The sequence below is a fragment of the Bacillus sp. D7-8 genome (assembly GCF_052055895.1).
Lineage (GTDB): Bacteria > Bacillota > Bacilli > Bacillales > Bacillaceae > Bacillus > Bacillus velezensis.
The window spans coordinates 3,332,619-3,352,810 of record NZ_CP179922.1 but is presented as its reverse complement, the minus strand read 5'-3'; the positions used below and the strand labels follow the sequence as shown (position 1 = coordinate 3,352,810).

Annotated in this window: 16 protein-coding genes; 11 read left to right on the top strand and 5 right to left on the bottom strand. The window is 48.4% G+C overall.

Annotated features, from left to right (window positions below; all coding sequences use genetic code 11):
* The first annotated feature begins 175 nt into the window (after positions 1 to 175).
* Both swrA and ACKTRM_RS16500 read left to right on the top strand, forming a co-directional pair.
* Positions 176 to 529, top strand: coding sequence for a swarming motility protein SwrAA (gene swrA / locus ACKTRM_RS16505; protein ID WP_012118562.1), 354 nt, complete (start codon positions 176 to 178; stop codon positions 527 to 529).
* 74 nt (positions 530 to 603) lie between these two features.
* Positions 604 to 1,794, top strand: a complete 1,191-nt coding sequence (locus ACKTRM_RS16500; protein WP_012118561.1) for a S1C family serine protease — start codon at positions 604 to 606, stop codon at positions 1,792 to 1,794.
* Positions 1,795 to 2,025: 231 nt separating this feature from the next.
* On the opposite strand, the gene ACKTRM_RS16495 is transcribed toward ACKTRM_RS16500, so the two are convergent.
* The 3 genes from ACKTRM_RS16495 to ACKTRM_RS16485 all read right to left on the bottom strand — a co-directional run bounded on the left by ACKTRM_RS16495 (position 2,026) and on the right by ACKTRM_RS16485 (position 6,532).
* Entirely contained in the window at positions 2,026 to 3,363 is a 1,338-nt protein-coding gene (locus ACKTRM_RS16495) for an MFS transporter (RefSeq protein ID WP_007407455.1), read from the bottom strand.
* Entirely contained in the window at positions 3,336 to 3,959 is a 624-nt protein-coding gene (locus ACKTRM_RS16490; protein WP_015240677.1) for a TetR/AcrR family transcriptional regulator, read from the bottom strand. The genes ACKTRM_RS16495 and ACKTRM_RS16490 overlap by 28 nt, the downstream gene beginning before the upstream one ends.
* Positions 3,960 to 4,030: 71 nt before the next feature.
* Positions 4,031 to 6,532, bottom strand: coding sequence for a PEP/pyruvate-binding domain-containing protein (locus ACKTRM_RS16485; RefSeq protein ID WP_012118560.1), 2,502 nt, complete (start codon positions 6,530 to 6,532; stop codon positions 4,031 to 4,033).
* 301 nt (positions 6,533 to 6,833) lie between these two features.
* On the opposite strand from ACKTRM_RS16485, the gene ACKTRM_RS16480 reads away from it, so the two are divergent.
* The 3 genes from ACKTRM_RS16480 to uvrA all read left to right on the top strand — a co-directional run bounded on the left by ACKTRM_RS16480 (position 6,834) and on the right by uvrA (position 12,112).
* Entirely contained in the window at positions 6,834 to 7,070 is a 237-nt protein-coding gene (locus ACKTRM_RS16480) for a CsbA family protein (protein ID WP_003151438.1), read from the top strand.
* 175 nt (positions 7,071 to 7,245) lie between these two features.
* Positions 7,246 to 9,231 (top strand): excinuclease ABC subunit UvrB, encoded by a 1,986-nt coding sequence (gene uvrB, locus ACKTRM_RS16475; RefSeq protein WP_012118559.1) that lies wholly within the window; start codon positions 7,246 to 7,248, stop codon positions 9,229 to 9,231.
* 7 nt (positions 9,232 to 9,238) lie between these two features.
* Positions 9,239 to 12,112, top strand: a complete 2,874-nt coding sequence (gene uvrA / locus ACKTRM_RS16470) for an excinuclease ABC subunit UvrA (protein WP_012118558.1) — start codon at positions 9,239 to 9,241, stop codon at positions 12,110 to 12,112.
* A 25-nt stretch (positions 12,113 to 12,137) separates the two neighbouring features.
* Here uvrA and ACKTRM_RS16465 read toward each other — a convergent pair whose 3' ends face one another.
* Positions 12,138 to 12,398: a hypothetical protein gene (locus ACKTRM_RS16465; protein WP_012118557.1), complete on the bottom strand. Its 261-nt coding sequence runs from the start codon at positions 12,396 to 12,398 to the stop codon at positions 12,138 to 12,140.
* Between the two features lie 197 nt (positions 12,399 to 12,595).
* Here ACKTRM_RS16465 and ACKTRM_RS16460 point away from each other — a divergent pair, with 197 nt between their 5' ends.
* The 6 genes from ACKTRM_RS16460 to ACKTRM_RS16435 all read left to right on the top strand — a co-directional run bounded on the left by ACKTRM_RS16460 (position 12,596) and on the right by ACKTRM_RS16435 (position 19,308).
* Positions 12,596 to 12,922, top strand: coding sequence for a hypothetical protein (locus tag ACKTRM_RS16460; RefSeq protein WP_003151444.1), 327 nt, complete (start codon positions 12,596 to 12,598; stop codon positions 12,920 to 12,922).
* A 24-nt stretch (positions 12,923 to 12,946) separates the two neighbouring features.
* Positions 12,947 to 14,044: a DUF4097 family beta strand repeat-containing protein gene (locus ACKTRM_RS16455; protein WP_007614045.1), complete on the top strand. Its 1,098-nt coding sequence runs from the start codon at positions 12,947 to 12,949 to the stop codon at positions 14,042 to 14,044.
* Positions 14,045 to 14,048: 4 nt separating this feature from the next.
* Positions 14,049 to 14,243, top strand: coding sequence for a PspC domain-containing protein (locus ACKTRM_RS16450; RefSeq protein WP_007407447.1), 195 nt, complete (start codon positions 14,049 to 14,051; stop codon positions 14,241 to 14,243).
* The gene (locus ACKTRM_RS16445) at positions 14,244 to 14,603 is read left to right on the top strand and encodes a phage holin family protein (RefSeq protein WP_007407446.1); all 360 of its coding nucleotides are present in this window, start codon (positions 14,244 to 14,246) and stop codon (positions 14,601 to 14,603) included.
* Between the two features lie 93 nt (positions 14,604 to 14,696).
* Positions 14,697 to 18,566: a metallophosphoesterase gene (locus ACKTRM_RS16440; protein ID WP_012118556.1), complete on the top strand. Its 3,870-nt coding sequence runs from the start codon at positions 14,697 to 14,699 to the stop codon at positions 18,564 to 18,566.
* A 166-nt stretch (positions 18,567 to 18,732) separates the two neighbouring features.
* On the top strand, positions 18,733 to 19,308 hold the full coding sequence (locus ACKTRM_RS16435) for a TetR/AcrR family transcriptional regulator (protein ID WP_012118555.1): 576 nt from the start codon (positions 18,733 to 18,735) through the stop codon (positions 19,306 to 19,308).
* A gap of 144 nt (positions 19,309 to 19,452) precedes the next feature.
* Here ACKTRM_RS16435 and ACKTRM_RS16430 read toward each other — a convergent pair whose 3' ends face one another.
* On the bottom strand, positions 19,453 to 20,184 hold the full coding sequence (locus ACKTRM_RS16430; RefSeq protein ID WP_012118554.1) for a GntR family transcriptional regulator: 732 nt from the start codon (positions 20,182 to 20,184) through the stop codon (positions 19,453 to 19,455).
* Positions 20,185 to 20,192 lie beyond the last annotated feature (8 nt).

Sequence of the window (20,192 nt, the reverse complement as noted above, 5' to 3'; positions counted from 1 at the left end):
CTTTTGAAAGTTGCCTCAGTCAGTTTTAGTTCTTACAATAAAAGAAGGTTCTAATAGAGAACAGTTTTAGTTTGGCAGCTGCATTTCAGTATCGAAAGCAGAAGTGTTTGCGGCGCTTCAGCACGGCAGCTGTAATCACCCGTGCTTATCTGGATAAAAAAATGGGGGTTCACAATTGAAGAGGGCAAGTATTGTGCGTGAAAAAAAATATTATGAATTAGTGGAACAACTAAAAGACCGAACAAAAGACGTTACATTTTCATCAACAAAAGCACTAAGTCTTCTTATGCTGTTCAGCAGATACCTGGTCAATTACACAAATGTTGAATGTGTTCACGATATCAATGAGGAGTGTGCAAAGCATTATTTCACCTACTTAATGAAAAACCATAAACGTTTAGGAATCAATCTGACGGATATTAAACGGTCCATGCTTTTGATCAGCGGTGTAATCGAGGTGGAAGTCGACCACTATCTGAAAGATTTCTCTCTTTCAAATGTGACGTTGTGGATGACGGAAGAGAGATAGACGTTTGAGATATTCAAGCCAATGATTATTTGGTAGAATAGAATTAAAATGTTTGGCTTGGGGCGGTGAAAGCAATGTCTGTTCAATGGGGAATTGAACTTCTGAAAAGTATCGGTCTGTTTTTTTTGCACCCGATGTTTTGGTTTTTTATCATCATAAGTCTCGCCTGCGGATATTTGCGGATTAAACGTGAACGCCATACGTTTCATACAAAAATCGCAGATATGTATGACGAGCTTATCTTTACATACATAAAAGGACTTATACCGGGTATTCTTCTCTCCATATTATTTTTTGGACTGGGAATTTCGATTCCATTCGGTCTTCTCGGCATAATCGCGGCCGTGACGGCTTTGGCTTCGCTGACGTTCCGTATGAATTGGCTGTCATCAGCTTATATTGTCAGCGCCGGCATGTTCATTGCGTTTATCCTTCAGTATACCCACACAGTGCCGTTTGCGGATCGGTTTCCGCAGGCATTCGGCGTGAATTGGGCATCGGCGGCCGTGTTTATGGGCCTTTTGATTATCACGGAGGGAGCGGCTGCTTACCGTTCAGCGCACCTGAAAACATCTCCGGCGCTTGTCGTCAGCAGCAGAGGCCTGCCCATCGGCCGACAATTGGCGAATCGCGCATGGCTGCTTCCGCTTTTCTTATTGGTGCCGGGCAGCGGGCTTGAGTCACACCTTTCTTGGTGGCCTGTCTTTACCGTGCCGGGCGGCTCTTTCCATTTGATCTGGATTCCTTATATCGCCGGCTTCGGACAGCGTGTGCAGGGGTCACTTCCGGAAGTCAGCATAAGGATAACGGCGAAACGTGTCATGATTCTCGGGGTTATCGTCACCGCATTCGGGGCAGCGGCCCTTTGGTGGACTCCGCTTGCCGGAGCTGCCGCTTGTATTGCGGTGCTCGGACGCCTGTTTTTATCATTAAGACAGCGGCTGAACGATAACGCGGCTCCGTTTTATTTCTCTAAGCGGGATCAGGGCTTAATGGTGCTCGGCATCATTCCGAATACACCCGCGGACGATCTTGAGCTGAAGATCGGTGAGATTATTACGAAAGTAAACGGCATCCCCGTGAAGCATGTATCGGATTTTTATGAAGCACTTCAAAAAAACCGCGCATTTGTAAAAATGGAGATCATCGGCCTGAACGGTGAGATCCGGTTTGATCAGCGCGCGTCCTATGAAGGCGAACATCATGAATTAGGTATTTTATTCGTGCAGGATGAACACGAGCACGAAGAAATGACAGCATTATAAAAGAGCCCGGTGCCGCTAACAACACGGCGGCCGGGCTTTTTTTACGGCCGGATTACGATGTCAGCGCCGAACTTGATCGGAACTCTCAGCCATTTACATTCCCCCTTTTCTCTTGTAAATCAAAAGATTCTCATAGAGCAAACGGCATTGCGGTGACACTTTGAGAGAGAAAATGAAGAAGGAAAACTAGAAAAGGTTCCGGAAAGCAGATGCTTACGGAACCTTTTTCGTTTACGCCGAATGGCTTTTTTTCGTCTGAACGGTTTCCCCGGACTTGATACCAAGCGATACGAACAAGCCGATCACAGAAACTCCGATCAATATGATAAACAGAATATGAAACCCGGAGATTAAACCGATCAGTGCTGAAGAAATAATGCTTCCGAAATAACGGAAGGTGGAGAAAATCCCGGATGCGATGCCGGACATGCCCGGTTCTACCGTCGCAAGAGAAGATACCTGCATGCTCGTCAGCCCCGCACCTGACGCGATGCCTCCGACTATAAGCGATGCCATAAGAAACGGAACGGAATGGGAATAAACCAAAAGCAAAAATAAGAGATTGGCTACGGCCATCAGCCCGAAGGACAGAAAAATCATTCTTCGCGCGCCCCATTTCTGATGCAGCTGAGCTCCGCCCCAGTTGCTGGCGGACATGAAAACAGAAAAGACTGACAGCGCCATGCCGCTGTGCGACGTGTTCATGCTGAAGTGGCCGGTCATAAAGAGCGGCATAATCAATAACACGGCGTACATCATTAAATTGCTTAACAGAACCGACAGATTGGCGCTCGTAAAGGTCGTGTTTTTAAACAGGTCAAAATCAATAATCGGATGTTTCGTGCGCAGCTCCCGCCTGAAAAATAGCGGAACAAATACGAGAATGAGCAGTGCGTACACCCAATAGCCCAAAGAGCTTTCATTTTTCGTCAGAAGAATAATAGATACAATGCTTCCGGCAAGCAAAACGGACCCGATGATATCAAGCGGAGCGTCAGACGTTTCTTCTTTATATTTAGGAAACATCACTAATGCCGTCACGAGTGCGATTGCAAGAAACGGAATGTTGACCCAAAAGATCGAATGCCAGCTGAAGCTCTCAATTAAAAGAGAGCCGATAAACGGACCGAGAGCCGCGCCCAGCCCGGCACCGAGGCCGAAAAAGCCGAATACTTTCGGAAGCCGTTTTTCAGACACGACATGGCGGATGATGGCGATGCTGTTTGGCGTAAGCAAAGCGCCGCCGGCAGCCTGAAGCGCCCGGAAGAAAATCAATAAGAAAAGACTTGGCGAGAGGGCGCACCCCAATGATGCGATGAGAAAAAGGCCGACGCCCCATAAATACATTTTTTTGTTTCCGTACATATCACCGAGTTTGCCGGCAATGGGCTGTGTCACGGCCATCACGATTAAATACACGGTCACTACCCATGTGATGCTGGCAATTGATTCGCTGAATGAGCGGGAAATGGATGAAAGGGCGACTGCGATCATCGTAGAATTGATAGGAACGAGTATGGCTCCCAGCAAAAGCGAAACGATCAGCGCCCATTCTTTCTTTGAACCCATCCTTCATCCTCCTTGGAGCCGGAAAATGACCGGCCGGTAATGCCTTTCATGAAAATCTCAGTGCTGTGTTTCAGCATCGTTTCCTCAGAGAGAGTGATGACTCTTTTCCCCAGCTGCAGCCGGTGTATAAAATAACCGAAAATCATCGTCATAAAGACGTCTGCATTAGCTTCTTCGCTGCCGGGGCTTATCATATTTTTCTTTGTCAGCTCCTTAAAGTAAACGATTAAATGCTTTTTCACGGATTGCGGATATACGACAATATCCTGCAGGACGTCTTCGAATAGTTCCGGTTCGCGCAGGCAGATGCGGAACACTTCTTTTTTTTGTTCCAATTGCTGAAGAAGGGTCGCGGCGAAATGAAGAAGATCCTCATACAGATCGCCTTCCGCCTTAGTGATCATGCTTTCCGGAACCGGCGTCTGCTGTTCAATCATGGCTTTCATTAATCCTTGTTTGTTTTTAAAATTACGGAAAATCGTTGCTTCGCTTACTTTTGCTTTTTCTGCGATTTCTTTTGTTGTCGCTGCGCGGTATCCTTTTTGGATGATCAGATTCATCGCGGCGTCAATAATTCTCTTGTTCGTCGTTCTCAACATGTTTCACCTCGCGTAAATACTGGCAGGACAAGTATACACCCGCCCTGCCCGGCAATAAAGAGGGAAACCTAGCATGAAGCGCGTTTGACAATCGTAATCTTGCCGTTTGTCCCGTCCACCGTGACGATATCTCCGTCGTTGAGCCTGTCAGTCGCGGCACGTGTGCCGAGAACGGCCGGAAGCCCGTATTCCCTCGCGATGATCGCCGCATGTGACAGGATGCCGCCCGTGTCCGTAATGACGGCCTTTGCATCCTGGAACAGACTGGTCCACAGCGGTGTCGTCATTTTGCAGACAAGCACGTCTCCTGTTGAAAAACGGGAAAATTCACTTGCGTCACGAATGACTTTCACCGGGCCGCTTGCGATTCCGCTTGACGCCGCAAGTCCGTAAATTTGATGTTCAGTGTTTTTTTCATCTTCTGTGATGGAGCCGGTAATCTGTTCAGCCGTTTTCAGCTGTTCCGAAGTCGGAGTCCCGAGATAAGCGGGGGCTTCAAGCAATTGATATTGCTGGAAGAGCTGTTTTCGTTCAGCGGCTTTTTCCTGCATCGGAACCGGCGACACGAGCGCTTTCTCGACTTCATCGCTGTATAAGTACCACATATCCTCCCGATCATCGATTACGCCAAGTTTTTGAAGCAGCTCGCCGATTTTCAGAAGGCAAAGGCGCGCTTTGGCGTCCAGCATCGCATCAATATAAAAATGGTGATCATCTTTGATGACGGATGAAGACAATGTCCACTGATAATAGCGGTCAAACGTCTCCCGGAAGCCGTCATCTTCAATTCTATCCATAAAGTCGGCGTAGAGCTGTTTTCGTTTTTCTATCGTTTTATGAAACTCACTGTCAAAATCGTATCCGTTCCGGACATAGTTCTGAATGTTGGCCAAAGCGAAATAAGGGTTTTCCGCCCAAGTTTCTTCAATGAGATCATGACTTTTCACGGATCTCCAGCCGTATTCCTGTAAAAATTCACCGACTTGTTCAAGAAAGCGCTTTCCCTCATTTGATTGCAGAAGCGTCTGATGCAGCTCATCGGCATGAGAAACCGTAAAGACGCGCCGCAGCTCAGGGCTGTCTTTTACTTGTCCGGAAAGAAGCCAGAGCTGTCTGTCGGTCTCCAATGACTTATTCATGACGCCAGCCAGCATTTCGTACAGAAGGGATGTGTTTTCTTTCTCAACCTGTCCGTACATGGATTCCAGTATCATGTTTAACGCAACCTGCGGAAAGACAATATTGAAATGTTCTGCGTATCCTTTTAAATAGAAGTCTTGCAGGTTTCGGAACGCATCAAGGGCAGTCTCCGGCGTATGGTCTGTATGCGCCAGTTCGTCCAGCTTTTGATAAAAAGGCAGAAAGGTTTCCTGAATAATATCGTACATGCGGTCAGCCAAGACGGGGAAAAGCGCTTCTAACTGTTCTGCGGGCAGCTTGTCGTTCGTCTTATGCTGTCTGGAAAAAACACGGCCCTGATGAAGTTTGACACGCTCGATTTCGATGCCCATTACAGGGAATGCCTTCGTGCTCTCTTTGAGGCCGTATTCCAAAGCCGGCACAATGAGTGAGGCGAATAACGGGCTGACGGGACCTTCTATATTGGCCTCCATATTGAGCCAAAACTCTTTCTGATCCCGGGGCGTCATGATAAATTCCCGTTCTTCGTCTGCCGCTTTCTGATCCTGCGCGATCGTTGTAATCGGCCTGGCCTGAAGCAGATACAGCTTATTTTCGGCAAATCCGAATTCGAGATCCACGGGATAACCGTACAGTTCTTCCGTCTTTATCGTCAGCATGGCAAGCTCTTTGATGCTCTCGTCATCAAGGCAGAAGCGGTTTCTCATGTCAGCGGTCGTCTCTTTTTCCGTCACGCCTTCGTCTTTAGAAACGATATACATTTCTTTTAAGCCGATTTCTTTTTCAATCTGAAATGTATCTTTATTGACGATAAATGTGTCAGGCGTCACTCTGCCGGAGACGATTGCTTCTCCGAGACCGTAGCTCGCGCTGATCATCAGCTCTCCGTCATCATGTGTGACGGGGTTTCGGCTGAAAATGACTCCTGAAACCTCGGAATTGATCAGCCCTTGCACGACAACGCCCATTAACGGTTCTGCGGTGTCATTGTTCATTTTCTCTTTATAGCCGCTGACCCGCGCCGAGAAGAAGGAAGCCCAGCATTCTTTCACTTTTCCGAGAAACTCTTCTTCTGTTTTGATATTTAAATAGGTTTCGTACTGGCCCGCGAAAGAAGCCCCTTCAAGATCTTCGGACGCGGAGGAGGAACGTACGGCGACAGAGGCGTATGATTCTCTCAATTCATAAAACGAGGCGGTCAGTTCCTCCCGAAGCTCTTTTGAAAACGTGCCGTTCATAATGGCGCGCTCCATCTGTTCCTGATCTGCTTGAAGCCCGTTGTCTTCCATAAAACGTGTCAGGGCATTCGTCTGAATGATGAAACCGCCGGGAACGGGCAGCCCGTTTTTCGTCAGTTTAATCAGGTTCATTCCTTTTGCTCCTGCAGAGCGGCTCGATTCTTCCGCTTTTTGAAATCGCACTGAATACATGCGGTATGACCCCCTTTTTTTCTTCATCCAAGAAAAATGATAGTAAACACTATCATTACATTGTAAAGAGGAAGGAAGAAACTGTCAAAGATACAAAGACCTAAACCTTCTCATCCTTTCGGCTGAAGAAAGGTAATTCGGTTCATCTGGTTAATGGTTCAATGGATTTATATTCACATTTTTTTTGACAGATGATTGAAGACTGCTGAAAAAGGGTATTGTGATAGCAGGGGAACGATTGTCCGATTCTTCATTTTTTACTATAATCAGATGAGATGAAGAATTCCCGAGGAGGGTTTTTGTGATTACAAAAGCCGTTTTTGCATTATGTTTCCCTTTTATGCTGGTCGTCCTTTTTACGCGCGTCACGTTTAACCACTATGTGGCGATCGCTCTCACAGCCGCACTGCTTTTCGCATCCTATTTAAAGGGTTACACCGAAACGTATTTTATCGTTGGATTGGATGTCGTATCGCTGGTGGCCGGAGGGCTGTACATGGCCAAAAAAGAAGCAGACAAAAAGAAAGACAATGCCTGACATGGTGAATATGAAATAGAATGCCTGCTTTTACGCCATAAAAGCAGGTTTTTTATACAAAAATTGACTTGGTAAAAACAAACCATCGAACTTTAGTTCGTATTTTTAGTGATTTTGTCCGTCATTGTGTTACTATATCAATAGGAAGATTTCGTAAAGAAACGGAGGCTTTTTTGTGAAAGATCGTTTTGAGTTAGTCTCGAAATATCAGCCCCAGGGAGATCAGCCGCAAGCGATTGAGAAGCTTGTCAAAGGCATACAGGAAGGCAGAAAACACCAGACTCTAATGGGTGCGACAGGGACGGGCAAAACCTTTACCGTGTCCAATCTGATTAAAGAAGTGAATAAACCGACACTGGTCATTGCCCATAACAAAACCCTAGCCGGACAGCTGTACAGCGAGTTTAAGGAGTTTTTCCCGAACAATGCTGTCGAATATTTTGTCAGCTATTACGATTACTATCAGCCGGAGGCGTACGTGCCTCAAACGGATACTTTTATAGAGAAAGACGCAAGCATTAATGATGAAATTGATAAACTGAGACACTCCGCGACATCCTCTCTGTTTGAACGGAGAGATGTCATTATTATCGCGAGTGTGTCATGCATATACGGTCTCGGTTCACCTGAAGAATACCGGGAAATGGTCGTGTCGCTCAGACCGGAAATGGAAATTGAGCGGAACGAGCTGCTGAGAAAGCTTGTGGATATCCAGTATGCCCGCAATGATATCGACTTTCAGCGCGGGACGTTCCGCGTGCGCGGAGACGTTGTGGAAATCTTCCCGGCTTCCCGTGACGAACATTGTATCAGAGTGGAATTTTTCGGAGATGAAATTGAGCGGATCAGAGAGGTCGACGCTTTGACCGGAGAAATTCTCGGCGACCGTGACCATGTCGCGATTTTCCCGGCTTCCCACTTCGTCACCCGGGCGGAAAAGATGGAAAAAGCGATTCTGAATATTGAACAGGAGCTTGAGGAGCGCTTGAAAGTGATGCACGAAAACGGCAAGCTCCTTGAAGCGCAGCGGCTTGAGCAGCGGACGAGATACGATCTTGAAATGATGCGGGAAATGGGTTTTTGCTCAGGGATCGAGAACTATTCAAGACATTTGACACTCCGTCCGCCGGGCTCTACGCCATATACGCTGCTTGATTATTTTCCGGACGATTTTATGATTGTCGTTGATGAATCACATGTGACGATTCCCCAGGTGCGCGGCATGTTCAACGGTGACCAGGCGAGAAAACAGGTGCTTGTCGATCACGGGTTCCGCCTGCCGTCAGCGCTTGACAACCGTCCGCTCCGATTCGAGGAATTTGAGAAACACATGCACAATATCGTGTACGTGTCGGCGACTCCGGGACCGTATGAAATTGAGCATACGCCGGAAATGATTGAGCAGATCATCAGACCGACGGGACTCCTCGATCCCCTCATTGACGTCCGTCCGATCGAAGGACAGATTGATGATCTGATCGGCGAGATTCAGGCGAGGATAGAACGGAATGAACGCGTTCTCGTGACGACTTTAACGAAAAAAATGTCAGAGGATCTGACCGATTATCTCAAGGAAATCGGTATCAAGGTCAATTATCTGCATTCCGAGATTAAGACGCTTGAACGGATTGAAATCATCCGTGACCTCCGCCTCGGAAAACATGATGTGTTAATCGGCATCAACCTGCTGAGGGAAGGGCTTGATATTCCGGAAGTGTCACTTGTCGCCATTCTTGATGCGGATAAAGAAGGCTTCCTCCGTTCTGAACGTTCGCTGATTCAGACGATCGGACGGGCGGCGCGAAACGCGGAAGGCCGCGTCATCATGTATGCCGATAAAATCACGAATTCGATGGAAATCGCGATTAATGAAACGAAGCGCCGCCGGGAACAGCAGGAGCGCTTTAACGAAATTCACGGCATTACGCCGCAAACGATCAATAAGGAAATCCGCGATGTGATCCGCGCGACGCAGGCCGCTGAGGATAAAGAAGAATATAAAACAAAAGCCGCGCCTAAACTGGCGAAGATGACGAAGAAAGAACGCCAGAAAGTCGTTGAGCAAATGGAGCACGAAATGAAAGAAGCGGCCAGAGCGCTTGATTTCGAGCGGGCGGCAGAGCTTCGTGATTTACTGTTAGAGCTTAAAGCGGAAGGATGATGAACACATGGCAATTGACCGGATCGAGGTGAAAGGCGCAAGGGCGCACAATTTAAAAAACATTGATGTAACGATTCCGCGGGATCAGCTCGTCGTCGTGACGGGGCTGTCCGGATCGGGAAAATCATCCCTTGCCTTTGACACCATTTACGCGGAAGGACAGAGGCGGTATGTTGAATCGCTTTCTGCCTATGCGCGCCAATTTTTAGGGCAGATGGATAAGCCGGACGTTGATGCGATCGAAGGGCTTTCTCCGGCGATCAGCATTGACCAGAAAACGACAAGCCGCAATCCGCGGTCAACCGTCGGAACGGTAACGGAGATCTATGATTATCTCCGGCTGCTGTACGCGAGAGTCGGGAAACCGCACTGCCCGGAACACGGCATTGAAATTACGTCGCAAACGATTGAACAGATGGTTGACCGGATTCTTGAATATCCGGAGCGGACGAAGCTTCAAGTGCTTGCGCCGATCATCTCAGGCAGAAAAGGCGCCCATGTCAAAGTGCTTGACCAAATCAGAAAGCAAGGTTACGTAAGGGTGCGGATTGACGGAGAAATGGCCGAGCTTTCCGACGATATTGAACTTGAAAAAAACAAAAAGCATTCCATTGAAGTAGTCATTGACCGGATTGTCGTCAAGGAAGGGGTTGCCGCCCGGCTTTCCGACTCACTGGAAACCGCGCTCCGCTTAGGGGAAGGCCGTGTCATGATAGATGTCATCGGTCAGGAGGAGCTGATGTTCAGCGAGCATCACGCTTGTCCGCTGTGCGGTTTTTCTATCGGGGAGCTTGAACCCCGGCTGTTTTCATTTAACAGTCCGTTCGGCGCCTGTCCGACTTGCGACGGTCTCGGCTTGAAGCTGGAAGTGGACCCTGAGCTCGTCATCCCCAATCCCGAGCTGTCATTAAAGGAACACGCCATCGCGCCGTGGACGCCGATCAGTTCACAATATTATCCGCAGCTGCTTCAGGCGGTCTGCCGCCATTACGGCATTGATATGGAGACTCCGGTCAAAGACCTGCCGAAGCATCAGCTTGATAAAGTGCTGTACGGCAGCGGCGATGAACGGATCTACTTTAAATACGAGAATGATTTCGGACAAGTGCGCGAAAATGAAATTGAATTTGAAGGTGTGCTGCGCAATATTGAGAGACGGTATAAGGAGACAAGCTCCGATTATATCCGTGAACAGATGGAGCAGTACATGTCACAGAAATCGTGCCCGACGTGCAAAGGCTACCGGCTGAAGAAAGAAGCGCTTGCCGTTTTGGTCAACGGGCGCCATATCGGAACCATTACGGAGCTTTCTGTCGGCGACGCGCTTGAATTTTTCAAAAACCTGACGCTGTCTGAGAAAGATATGCAGATTGCCGATTTAATTTTAAGAGAGATTGTAGAGCGGCTCAGCTTCTTAGATAAAGTGGGTCTTGATTATCTGACGCTGAGCCGGGCGGCGGGAACGCTGTCAGGCGGAGAAGCCCAGCGCATCAGGCTTGCGACGCAGATCGGCTCTCGTTTGTCTGGCGTCCTGTATATTCTTGATGAGCCGTCCATCGGCCTTCACCAGCGTGACAATGACCGTCTGATCAGCGCGCTGAAAAACATGAGGGATCTCGGCAACACACTGATTGTCGTTGAGCATGATGAAGATACGATGATGGCTGCCGATTATTTGATAGATATCGGTCCGGGCGCCGGTATTCACGGCGGCCGCGTCATATCGGCGGGGACGCCAGAAGAAGTGATGAATGATGCGGACTCTCTGACCGGACGCTATTTGTCAGGGGCTCAATTCATCCCGATGCCTCCGGAGAGAAGAAAGCCTGACGGCCGGTTCATTGAAATCAAAGGCGCTTCAGAAAACAACCTGAAAAAAGCGAACGCCAAATTCCCGCTCGGCACTTTTACGGCGGTGACAGGTGTGTCCGGTTCCGGAAAAAGCACGCTTGTGAATGAAATTCTGCATAAGGCGCTTGCGCAAAAGCTTCATAAAGCCAAAGCGAAACCGGGAAGCCATAAAGAAATCAAAGGCCTTGACCACCTTGATAAGGTGATCGACATCGACCAGGCGCCGATCGGCCGGACACCGAGATCAAACCCGGCAACTTATACGGGCGTGTTTGATGATATCCGCGATGTATTCGCGCAGACAAATGAAGCAAAGGTGCGCGGCTATAAAAAAGGCCGGTTCAGTTTTAATGTAAAAGGCGGGCGCTGTGAGGCCTGCCGCGGCGACGGCATCATCAAAATTGAGATGCATTTCCTTCCTGACGTGTACGTCCCGTGTGAAGTGTGCCACGGCAAACGTTACAACCGGGAGACGCTTGAGGTCACATACAAAGGAAAAAGCATTTCTGACGTTCTGGATATGACGGTGGAAGATGCTCTGTCTTTCTTTGAAAATATCCCGAAAATCAAACGCAAGCTTCAAACGCTTGCCGATGTCGGACTCGGGTATGTGACGCTCGGACAGCCGGCGACGACGCTGTCAGGCGGAGAAGCGCAGCGCGTTAAGCTTGCTTCCGAACTGCATAAGCGTTCCACAGGCCGGACGCTGTATATTCTGGACGAACCGACGACAGGCCTCCACGTTGATGATATCGCAAGGCTATTGGTTGTGCTTCAAAGACTCGTCGATAACGGTGATACCGTTTTGGTCATTGAACACAATCTCGACATCATTAAAACGGCGGACTACATCGTAGACCTGGGACCTGAAGGCGGAGCGGGCGGCGGCACGATCGTAGCCTCCGGGACGCCTGAAGAAGTTGTCGAAGTGAAAGAATCATATACGGGCCGCTATCTGAAACCGGTAATGGAACGTGATAAAAAACGGATGAAAACATTGCTGGCTGAAAAAGAAACGGCAGCCACATAATAGATCAATAAAAACAGCCCAAAACTCACCGGTTTTGGGCTGTTGTGTTACAGGCTTTTTTCTGTTGGGGAAGCTGTTTGCTTAAATGCATTAAGTCCTGCAGAATATGAGTGCTGCTGCTGTCCAGCAGCACTTTTATATATTGGATATCATGGGAAATGGGAAGAGGGGCTGCTTTGATCTGTTCCAATTCAGCCAGCATTTCGCTGTTCATTCTTTTCTGTTCGCGAATTAAATTTCGCAGACTCTCTTCCGTTACTTGGGCGTTTTCGGGATCTTTCTCCATTTGTATGTCCTCCTTGCATACGGTCAGGCTTTGTTACATATTGTAATCGGTTCGGGGAAAAGATTCTATAGTGAAATCTCTGAAATCAAAAATTACGTATAACGAAGCATGTCCTTAGCATGAAAATGAAACCCGCCCATTCGTCATACGTATGTATAAGGAAGGGTTTTTACATCAAGGCACAGGGAGTGTTTTTATTGAACCGAAATCAAGCGATTATCGCATCAATCTGTTATTTCAGCGTGTTTCTCGCGCCGCTCATTCTTCCGATTGTGGCTTACTTTGTCGTCGATGAAAAAGAGACGAAGCGGCATGCCATGCGCGCTCTGATTTCCCATATCATTCCGTTTGCGGGATTGCTGATTGTGACCGCGGGTGTTGTCGGCGGATTGATTACGGCTCAGGGGGAGAGTATGGTGCCCGTTTTTGTTATGATAACAGGAGCAGCTGTTTATTTTCTGATCCTCATCGGAATGGTCATTTGGAATATCGTGCAGGGAATTAAGGTGTTACGCCAGGTGTAAGAAAAGTCGGGGGAGGAGTTTTGTATGAAACAGGAGAAAGAACGGATTTTAAAGCTTGTGGAAGACGGCATGCTGACGGCGCAGGAAGCACTGACGCTCATTGAAAAACTGGATCATGAATATAAAGAAAAAGAAGAGCAGATCACCGCATTATCTGCGGAGGTCCAGGAACCTGCGGAAGATTTCGAAAGCGGGGCAAAAGGAAGCCAAAAGCCGTCGCTCGGGGCGAAGTTGTTCGACTGGATTGATTCTGCCGTCAAAAAAGTGAAGGAAGCGGATCTTGATCTGAATTTCGGCCACGCACACGAAGTGCAGCATATTTTTCAATTTAAAGACAGTGAATTCTCGGCCATTGATATGCAGATCGCAAACGGCAGCGTCAATATCGTGCCGTGGGCGGATGAAGATATCAGAGCGGAGTGCCAGGCGAAAGTGTACCGGGCGGACAGTCAGGAGGCGGCGCGCACCGCATTTCTTCAGCACATTGAGTGTGAAGTGAAGGGCAATAAGTTTTTTGTCCGCACGGAAAAGAAAACGATGAAAACCAATGTCACGCTTTATGTTCCCCAGAAAGAGTACGATAAGATAAGAGTGAAGCTGTTTAACGGACCGATCAGAGGGGAACATTTACATGTAAAAGAATTCTCGGCGAAAACGACAAACGGCGTTCTGTCATTCTCTCATTTGACGGCTGATAAAGCGTCGGCGGAAACGGCTAACGGACAAATCAAGCTGGCCGGACATCAATGCGGCGCGATTGAAGCGGAAACGATAAACGGCTTGATTGATTTGCGCGGATCGAGTGAATCCATTGACGTTCAAAGCTTTAACGGCAATATCATGCTTACCGTGACAGCGCCGCACTGCCGCTCCATCTACACGAAAACGACGACGGGAAACGTGGATATCGCTCTGCCTGATGATTCGGCGGTGAAAGCGGAGCTGAAAAGCAATCTCGGCTCTCTCAGCCATGAGCTGATTGATGCGGAAATTTTAAAGGAAAAGAATGATACCATTCAAAAAGAACTGATGCTGGCATCAAATCAAGGCCATGATCAGCATCTCTCGATTTTCTCAGAATCGTTAACAGGAGCCATTAAGCTCAAGCATACTCAGAGGTGATTGGATGAAAAGACTTTACCGTTCAGAAAAAAACCGTAAAATCGCCGGCGTCGTCGGCGGTTTGGCGGAGTACGTCAATATGGATGCGTCGCTTTTGCGCATTATCACCGTTGTATTAGCGCTTGTCACGAGCGGAATCGTGCCGATTGTATATATTATCTGGTGTTTTGTTGTACCTTTAGAAGGAGATTTGAAATAAATGATCAAATGGGCAGTCAGCATTTTAGTAAATGCTTTATTATTAATCGTTATCGCGGGATATTTTGATTCCGTCCATATCAGCAGTATCGGAGCGGCTGTCATCGCCAGTGTGATTCTTTCTGTGTTAAATGTACTGATCAAGCCGATCATCGTCATATTGACATTGCCCGTCACGGTTGTGACCCTCGGCCTCTTTCTGTTTGTCATCAACGCCATTACGTTAATGATGACCGCAGCCTTGATGGGAGACAGCTTTCAGATTGATGGGTTCGGCACCGCCATTTGGGCATCCGTCGTGCTGTCCGTTTTCCACTTGCTGATCCAAAAAGGCATATTGGAGCCGCTTAGAAAAAGGTAAAAAACGAGCTGTCCCGAGAGGGCAGCTTTTTTATGTGTGATTTACATAAGCGGCAGCCTCCTGACGCAACATAATGTATAGGGAGGTAATGAGATGAAACTTGTGATGACGCTCTTTTTTCTGATTGGTTTGCTTTGTGTGAGTCCTTCTGCGGATGCGGCGCGCAAAGAATCGGCAATCCCCGTGAATCAGCAGGAATTCGGACAGCCGCCTCATTACATACCGCTTCTGGAGAATCCTCCCCAAATCGAAGTAAAGGCGGAAATGAAAAGAAACCTGTTCATACAGGCTCATGTACGGAATGCTGACTATCAAGCGTTTTCGGCGTTTCTTTTTTATAAACAAAGCAATGAGCTGGGGTTTAAAATGGTGCCGATGGAGCCCGCGCCAGGCGCAATCCGGCTGTTTACGGCCCAGGTTTCAAAACGGGATATCTGGAATGGAGAATTGGAATATTACCTCGTTTTCACCAACGGCAGACAGCGGGCGGAATCGGAGAAAAAGCGGCTGAAGCTGGACGGCTATCAAGCCGATTTGAATCATATTCCCGAGCTGATGATTACGGAGCTTGCGGTTGATACGAAAAATGAAGACGGCGCTGATGCCTATGAATTTATCGAGGTGTATAACACGACGGACAGGCCCATTCATTTTAAAGACTATCACATCCGCTACCGCTATCCGAAGGAAGGGCCGGAATCAGACATGATATGGAGGCCGAAAGAAGATACCGTCATTCCGTCAGGCGGGACTTACGTGTTTTGGCTGAGGCGCGCCGCATCAGAACTGACGATAGATGATTTCAACCGCTATTACGGGACACGCCTGAAGGAGGGAGAACATCTCGCCGTCATCGAAGGGACGGACGGAATGTCCAACGGCCGCCCGCGTACGGTGGTGCTGTCGGCAAATACCGGAAAGGGTATCGCCTCAGCGCATTACCGGAAGCACGCTTTCCGCCGGCTGACTTCTTTGCTGTACAAATATCCGCTGAACGGAACGGGAGAATTGCTGAAGATCTCCACGAGCGAGCATAAGCCGTCACCGGGCTCCGTTTTTCAGGCGCAGATCCCGCAGCAGAAAAGGGTGATAAAACCCGACAAGGAAAAACCGGTCATCGAAGACCTTACAGACAGAAAGCCCGTCCGGCCCGCTGAAAGCATTGAATTAAAGGCTGACATAAAAGACAAAAACCTTGTCAAAACAGCCGCGTTTTATTACCGGACCAATGAGAAAAAACCATTCAAACGAATTCTGGCCGAAAAAGACCGCAACGACAGCTTATACCATCACATTCTTTATTCCCCGGAACTGCTCGGCCAGGATCAGCTTGAGTATTATATCGCAGCCAGTGATGGAGAAAATGAAGCAAAAACGCCCGTCAAGATGATTGACATTGAACAGACGAGCAAATCACACGGACTCAGAATGAATGTTGAACCCGAAGATACGATATCCGGCACCTATCTGCTCAAAGCGACTTCCGACGTCAGCGCCGATAAGATAAAGCTGTGGATTGACGGCAAGCGGCAGGAGACCCGGCCGGCGCTGGAAAAAGAGGTCTATTTCGCCTTCGATGCCCGGAAAACGAATCTTTATTTTCAAAACACCGTCATAATGGAAAATGAGGTGCTGCACATTTTTGACGAGCCGTCTCACCGCTACAGAACGCACTCGGTTCTCCTTCCGGAACGTCTGCTGCAAAAAGGGGGCAAAACGCAGAAAGTATCCATCCGTTCGGGCTCAAAGGTTTCTCCGTATGACACGGGAGAGAATCGGGATGATTTTGTCGTGAAACATGCCCGTCTGGTGCTTTCGGACGGAACGGTGATCAAAGACGGGAAGACGGATCCGGCTGAGCAGCTGTTTATCGGTGACGGCAGGCGGGCGAATCAGCAGAAGACCTTCTCATTCAGCCTGCCGGATCATTTGTTTACGTCACGGCTGCTGCCGTGGAACACGGCGAAGCTTTCTGAAGGCTATCACCATATTTTTGTTAGCGACGGTGAGGAGCAGCTGAGCCAATCTGTGCGGGTGGACAATACGGGGCCGAAGATTGTCCCGGGTATCAAAGAAGGCGCGGCGCTGAAAGGTAATGTTGAGCTGAATGCGGACATCCGTGACAAATGGAGCAAAGTGGAAGAGGTCAAAGCGTTTTTGGACGGAGAAAGCATTACGCTCCCGCATCACACGTCATCAGCCGATCTCAAGCCCGGAAAACATACCCTTACCATTATTGCGGCAGACCTTGCCGGAAATGAAACAAGGTCCGTCCGCACCTTCCATATCAAACGGGAGGAGCCGAACCAGCCGGAGCTTGCCGATCAAAAAATCGGCGCCCACAAAGCAAAGCTGTCCGTCCGGGTAAAAGACCCGACGAAGGATGACATGAATGTATCATTTTATCGCGGCTTCCGTTATACCGCGCGGAATCCGGGCAGCGTGAAAGTGTATAAACACGCCTCATTAACGGAACCGCCGAGGGGCATAAAAGAAAATGAAATGCCGTTTACCCTGCCGGAAATGAACCGCATCTCGGCAAATGACGGAAAAACCGTTTCGGCGGAAAGTATGGAGCGTTTTCCTTATCACCGGTTCGAAGTCTCCGTTGACCCGTCTATCGACGAAACGGATCTGGCCGAGGCGGTCTGGAAAGGAAGCTCTCTCCCTGGCCGAAAGGTAACCATGTATATTTGGAATTACCGGACAAGCCGCTGGCAGGAGGCGGACAGCGTTCTTGCCAAAGATAAAAAGCCGTTTACATTAAAAGCAGCCGTTTCCGCAGCGGATGTGGTGAAGAACTCAAAAATGAATGTCATTGTGCAGGATCAAATACCGGCGAAAGGCAATTACACGTTTGTCTGGATGTCGGATACACAGTATTACGCACAAGGGCACCCGCACATTTTTGACAAAATGACGGAGTGGATCAAAGAAAATAAGGAAAAGCACAATATTAAATATGTCTTTCATACCGGTGATATCGTCGATGATTCAATGGTGATGAAACAGTGGAAAAACGCCGATCACTCCATGCGGACGCTTGACAAGGCGGGGATTCCGTACGGAGTGCTTGCAGGCAATCATGACGTCGGTCATAAAGACGGCACATACCGAACATTCGGGGATTTCTTCGGGAGCCGCCGGTTTGAACAGAACATGCATTACGGCGGATCATACAAAAATAACCGCGGGCATTATGACCTGCTGTCGGCAAGCGGGAACGATTTTATTATGATTTATATGGGCTGGGGCATTGCGGAACAAGAGATTGACTGGATCAATCAAGTGCTGAAGAGGTATCCGGACCGAACCGCCATCTTATGCTTTCATGAGTACTTGCTTGTGAGCGGAAATCGAAGCCCGATCGGGGAGACGATCTATCGAAAAGTCGTCAAGCCGAATCGCAATGTGGCGATGGTATTAAGCGGCCATTACCATAACGCCATGAAAAAAACCGATGCGCTTGACGATGACGGGGACGGAAAACCGGACCGCCTCGTCCACCAGATTCTGACCGACTACCAGGACGGTCCGGAAGGGGGGCAGGGCTTTATGCGCATGATGCAATTCGATCAGGCCGCCAATCAGGTTCACATGTTCTCCTACTCGCCGTACACGGATGACATCAATTACTATGACACCGATCTGTTCGCTGATAAAGACGAATTCTCAGCAGAAATGGATTTACAGCCGAAGAGGAAAAGGGTAGCGACCGATTATTTTGAATGCAACGTCTATACGAACGAACTGCTCGGTCATAAAAAACACGTAAAAAGCGGAAAAACCGCAAATTGGGTCTGGGACGGCCTGCAGCCTGATTCCGTTTATTACTGGTACACCGTTGTTAAGGACCCTTACAACGGCAAAACAATATCACCGCTGTGGATGTTCAAAACGGGAAATACGCCGTATCGCCCGGCTCCGGATCAGTTTGATTTCAGGCATGCCTCAAACCCATAACGAAAACATACAGCCTGCTGATCGCTCAGAAGAAAATCTGACGGTCAGCAGGATTTTTTCTGTGCGTAAATGGCGGCGCCCTGCTGTGATAAGTGCTTTTGACTTTTTTTTGTCCCTTTTCTATACTAAAATCGATTGTTTTTCGTAATATGCAGGAGGAAACATAATGAACAGTAAAACCGGGACAAAAGAAAGAATTATTCAGGCCTCTGCATATCTTTTTCAGATTCAGGGATACCATGCGACTGGTTTGAATCAAATTATAAAAGAGAGCGGAGCACCCAGGGGGTCTGTGTATCATCACTTTCCAAACGGAAAAGCAGAACTCGCCATTGCGGCGATCAAATATACGGGAAGATGCGTTGAAAAGCAAATACAGAATAGTATGTCTCAATTCGCGGACCCTGTAGAAGCGATTCAGCACTTTATTCATGTAACGGCTGAACAGTTTAATGATCCGCAGAATATTGAGGGCGTGCCGGTTGGATTGCTGGCGGGTGAGACCGCTCTGATCAATGAAACGTTAAGATGCACATGTGTTGAGGTGTTCAAGAAGTGGACGGATGTGTTTGCGGCAAAATTTCTTGAGCATGGGTTTGAACAAGAGGAAGCGGAGAAGCTCGGGGTGACAATCAACTCGATGATTGAAGGCGCAATCATGTTTTCACTGGCTCATAAAAACAAAGAACCGCTGCTGCTGATTTCAAAGCAGGTTCCGTATATTGTCCAAAACAGAGGGTAGCATTTTATTACTCTTTTCTTTATAAAAATAGATACCAGAACCCCAGCCTCTCCGTTTTGACAGAGTCATAGAGAACATTCCCCGGCTTGATTTGAAAATGGCAGATCAAAAAAACATCTCCAACCCGTAACGGTTGGAGATGTTTCATTTCACCCTGTCCATATAGTGCACGAATGTGTAGCGGTCGCCTCTGTAGGCGGATTTGACGTGCTCAAAGGCAGTGCCGTCCTGCAGATAAGTGGTCCGCTTGATATAGAGGACGGGGGCGCCGGGCTGGATACCGAGCAGCTCAGCTTCTTCCTCGGAAGCGGCTCCCGGTTCAAGCTCTTGTTTTGCCCGTGAGATCGGCATCTGATTGTACGCTTCAATATGCTCATACATGGATGATTGAAAATGGGAGGCGTCCAGTTTTCCCGCCTTGTCAAACGGGATGTACGAGGCCTCAATCGCCATCGGGATATCATTTGCCAGCCGGACGCGGATGATTTTATGAAGCGTTGCCGGATAGCCGCATCCCAGGATAGAAGATAATTCTTCCGTCGCCTGAATCAGCTGGTATTCGGCAAGTCTGCTCCCCGGCTTCATGCCCCGGCTTCTCATATCTTCCGTAAAGCTTGTCAGCCCTTGAAGCGGCTGTTCCATCTTCAGTTTGCTGACGAACGTTCCCCGGCCTTTCTGCCTGTATAAAAATCCTTCATTCACCAGATTGGAAAGCGCCTGGCGCACCGTCATTCGGCTGATGCCGAATTGTTCGGCGTATTCCCGCTCCGACGGAAGCAGCGCATCCGCTTTCAGCTCGCCGTTTTTGATTTGTGTTTTTAATTGTTCCATAATCTGAAAGTAAATCGGAATCGGAGATTGTTTATCAATCTGCATAGGTCAAA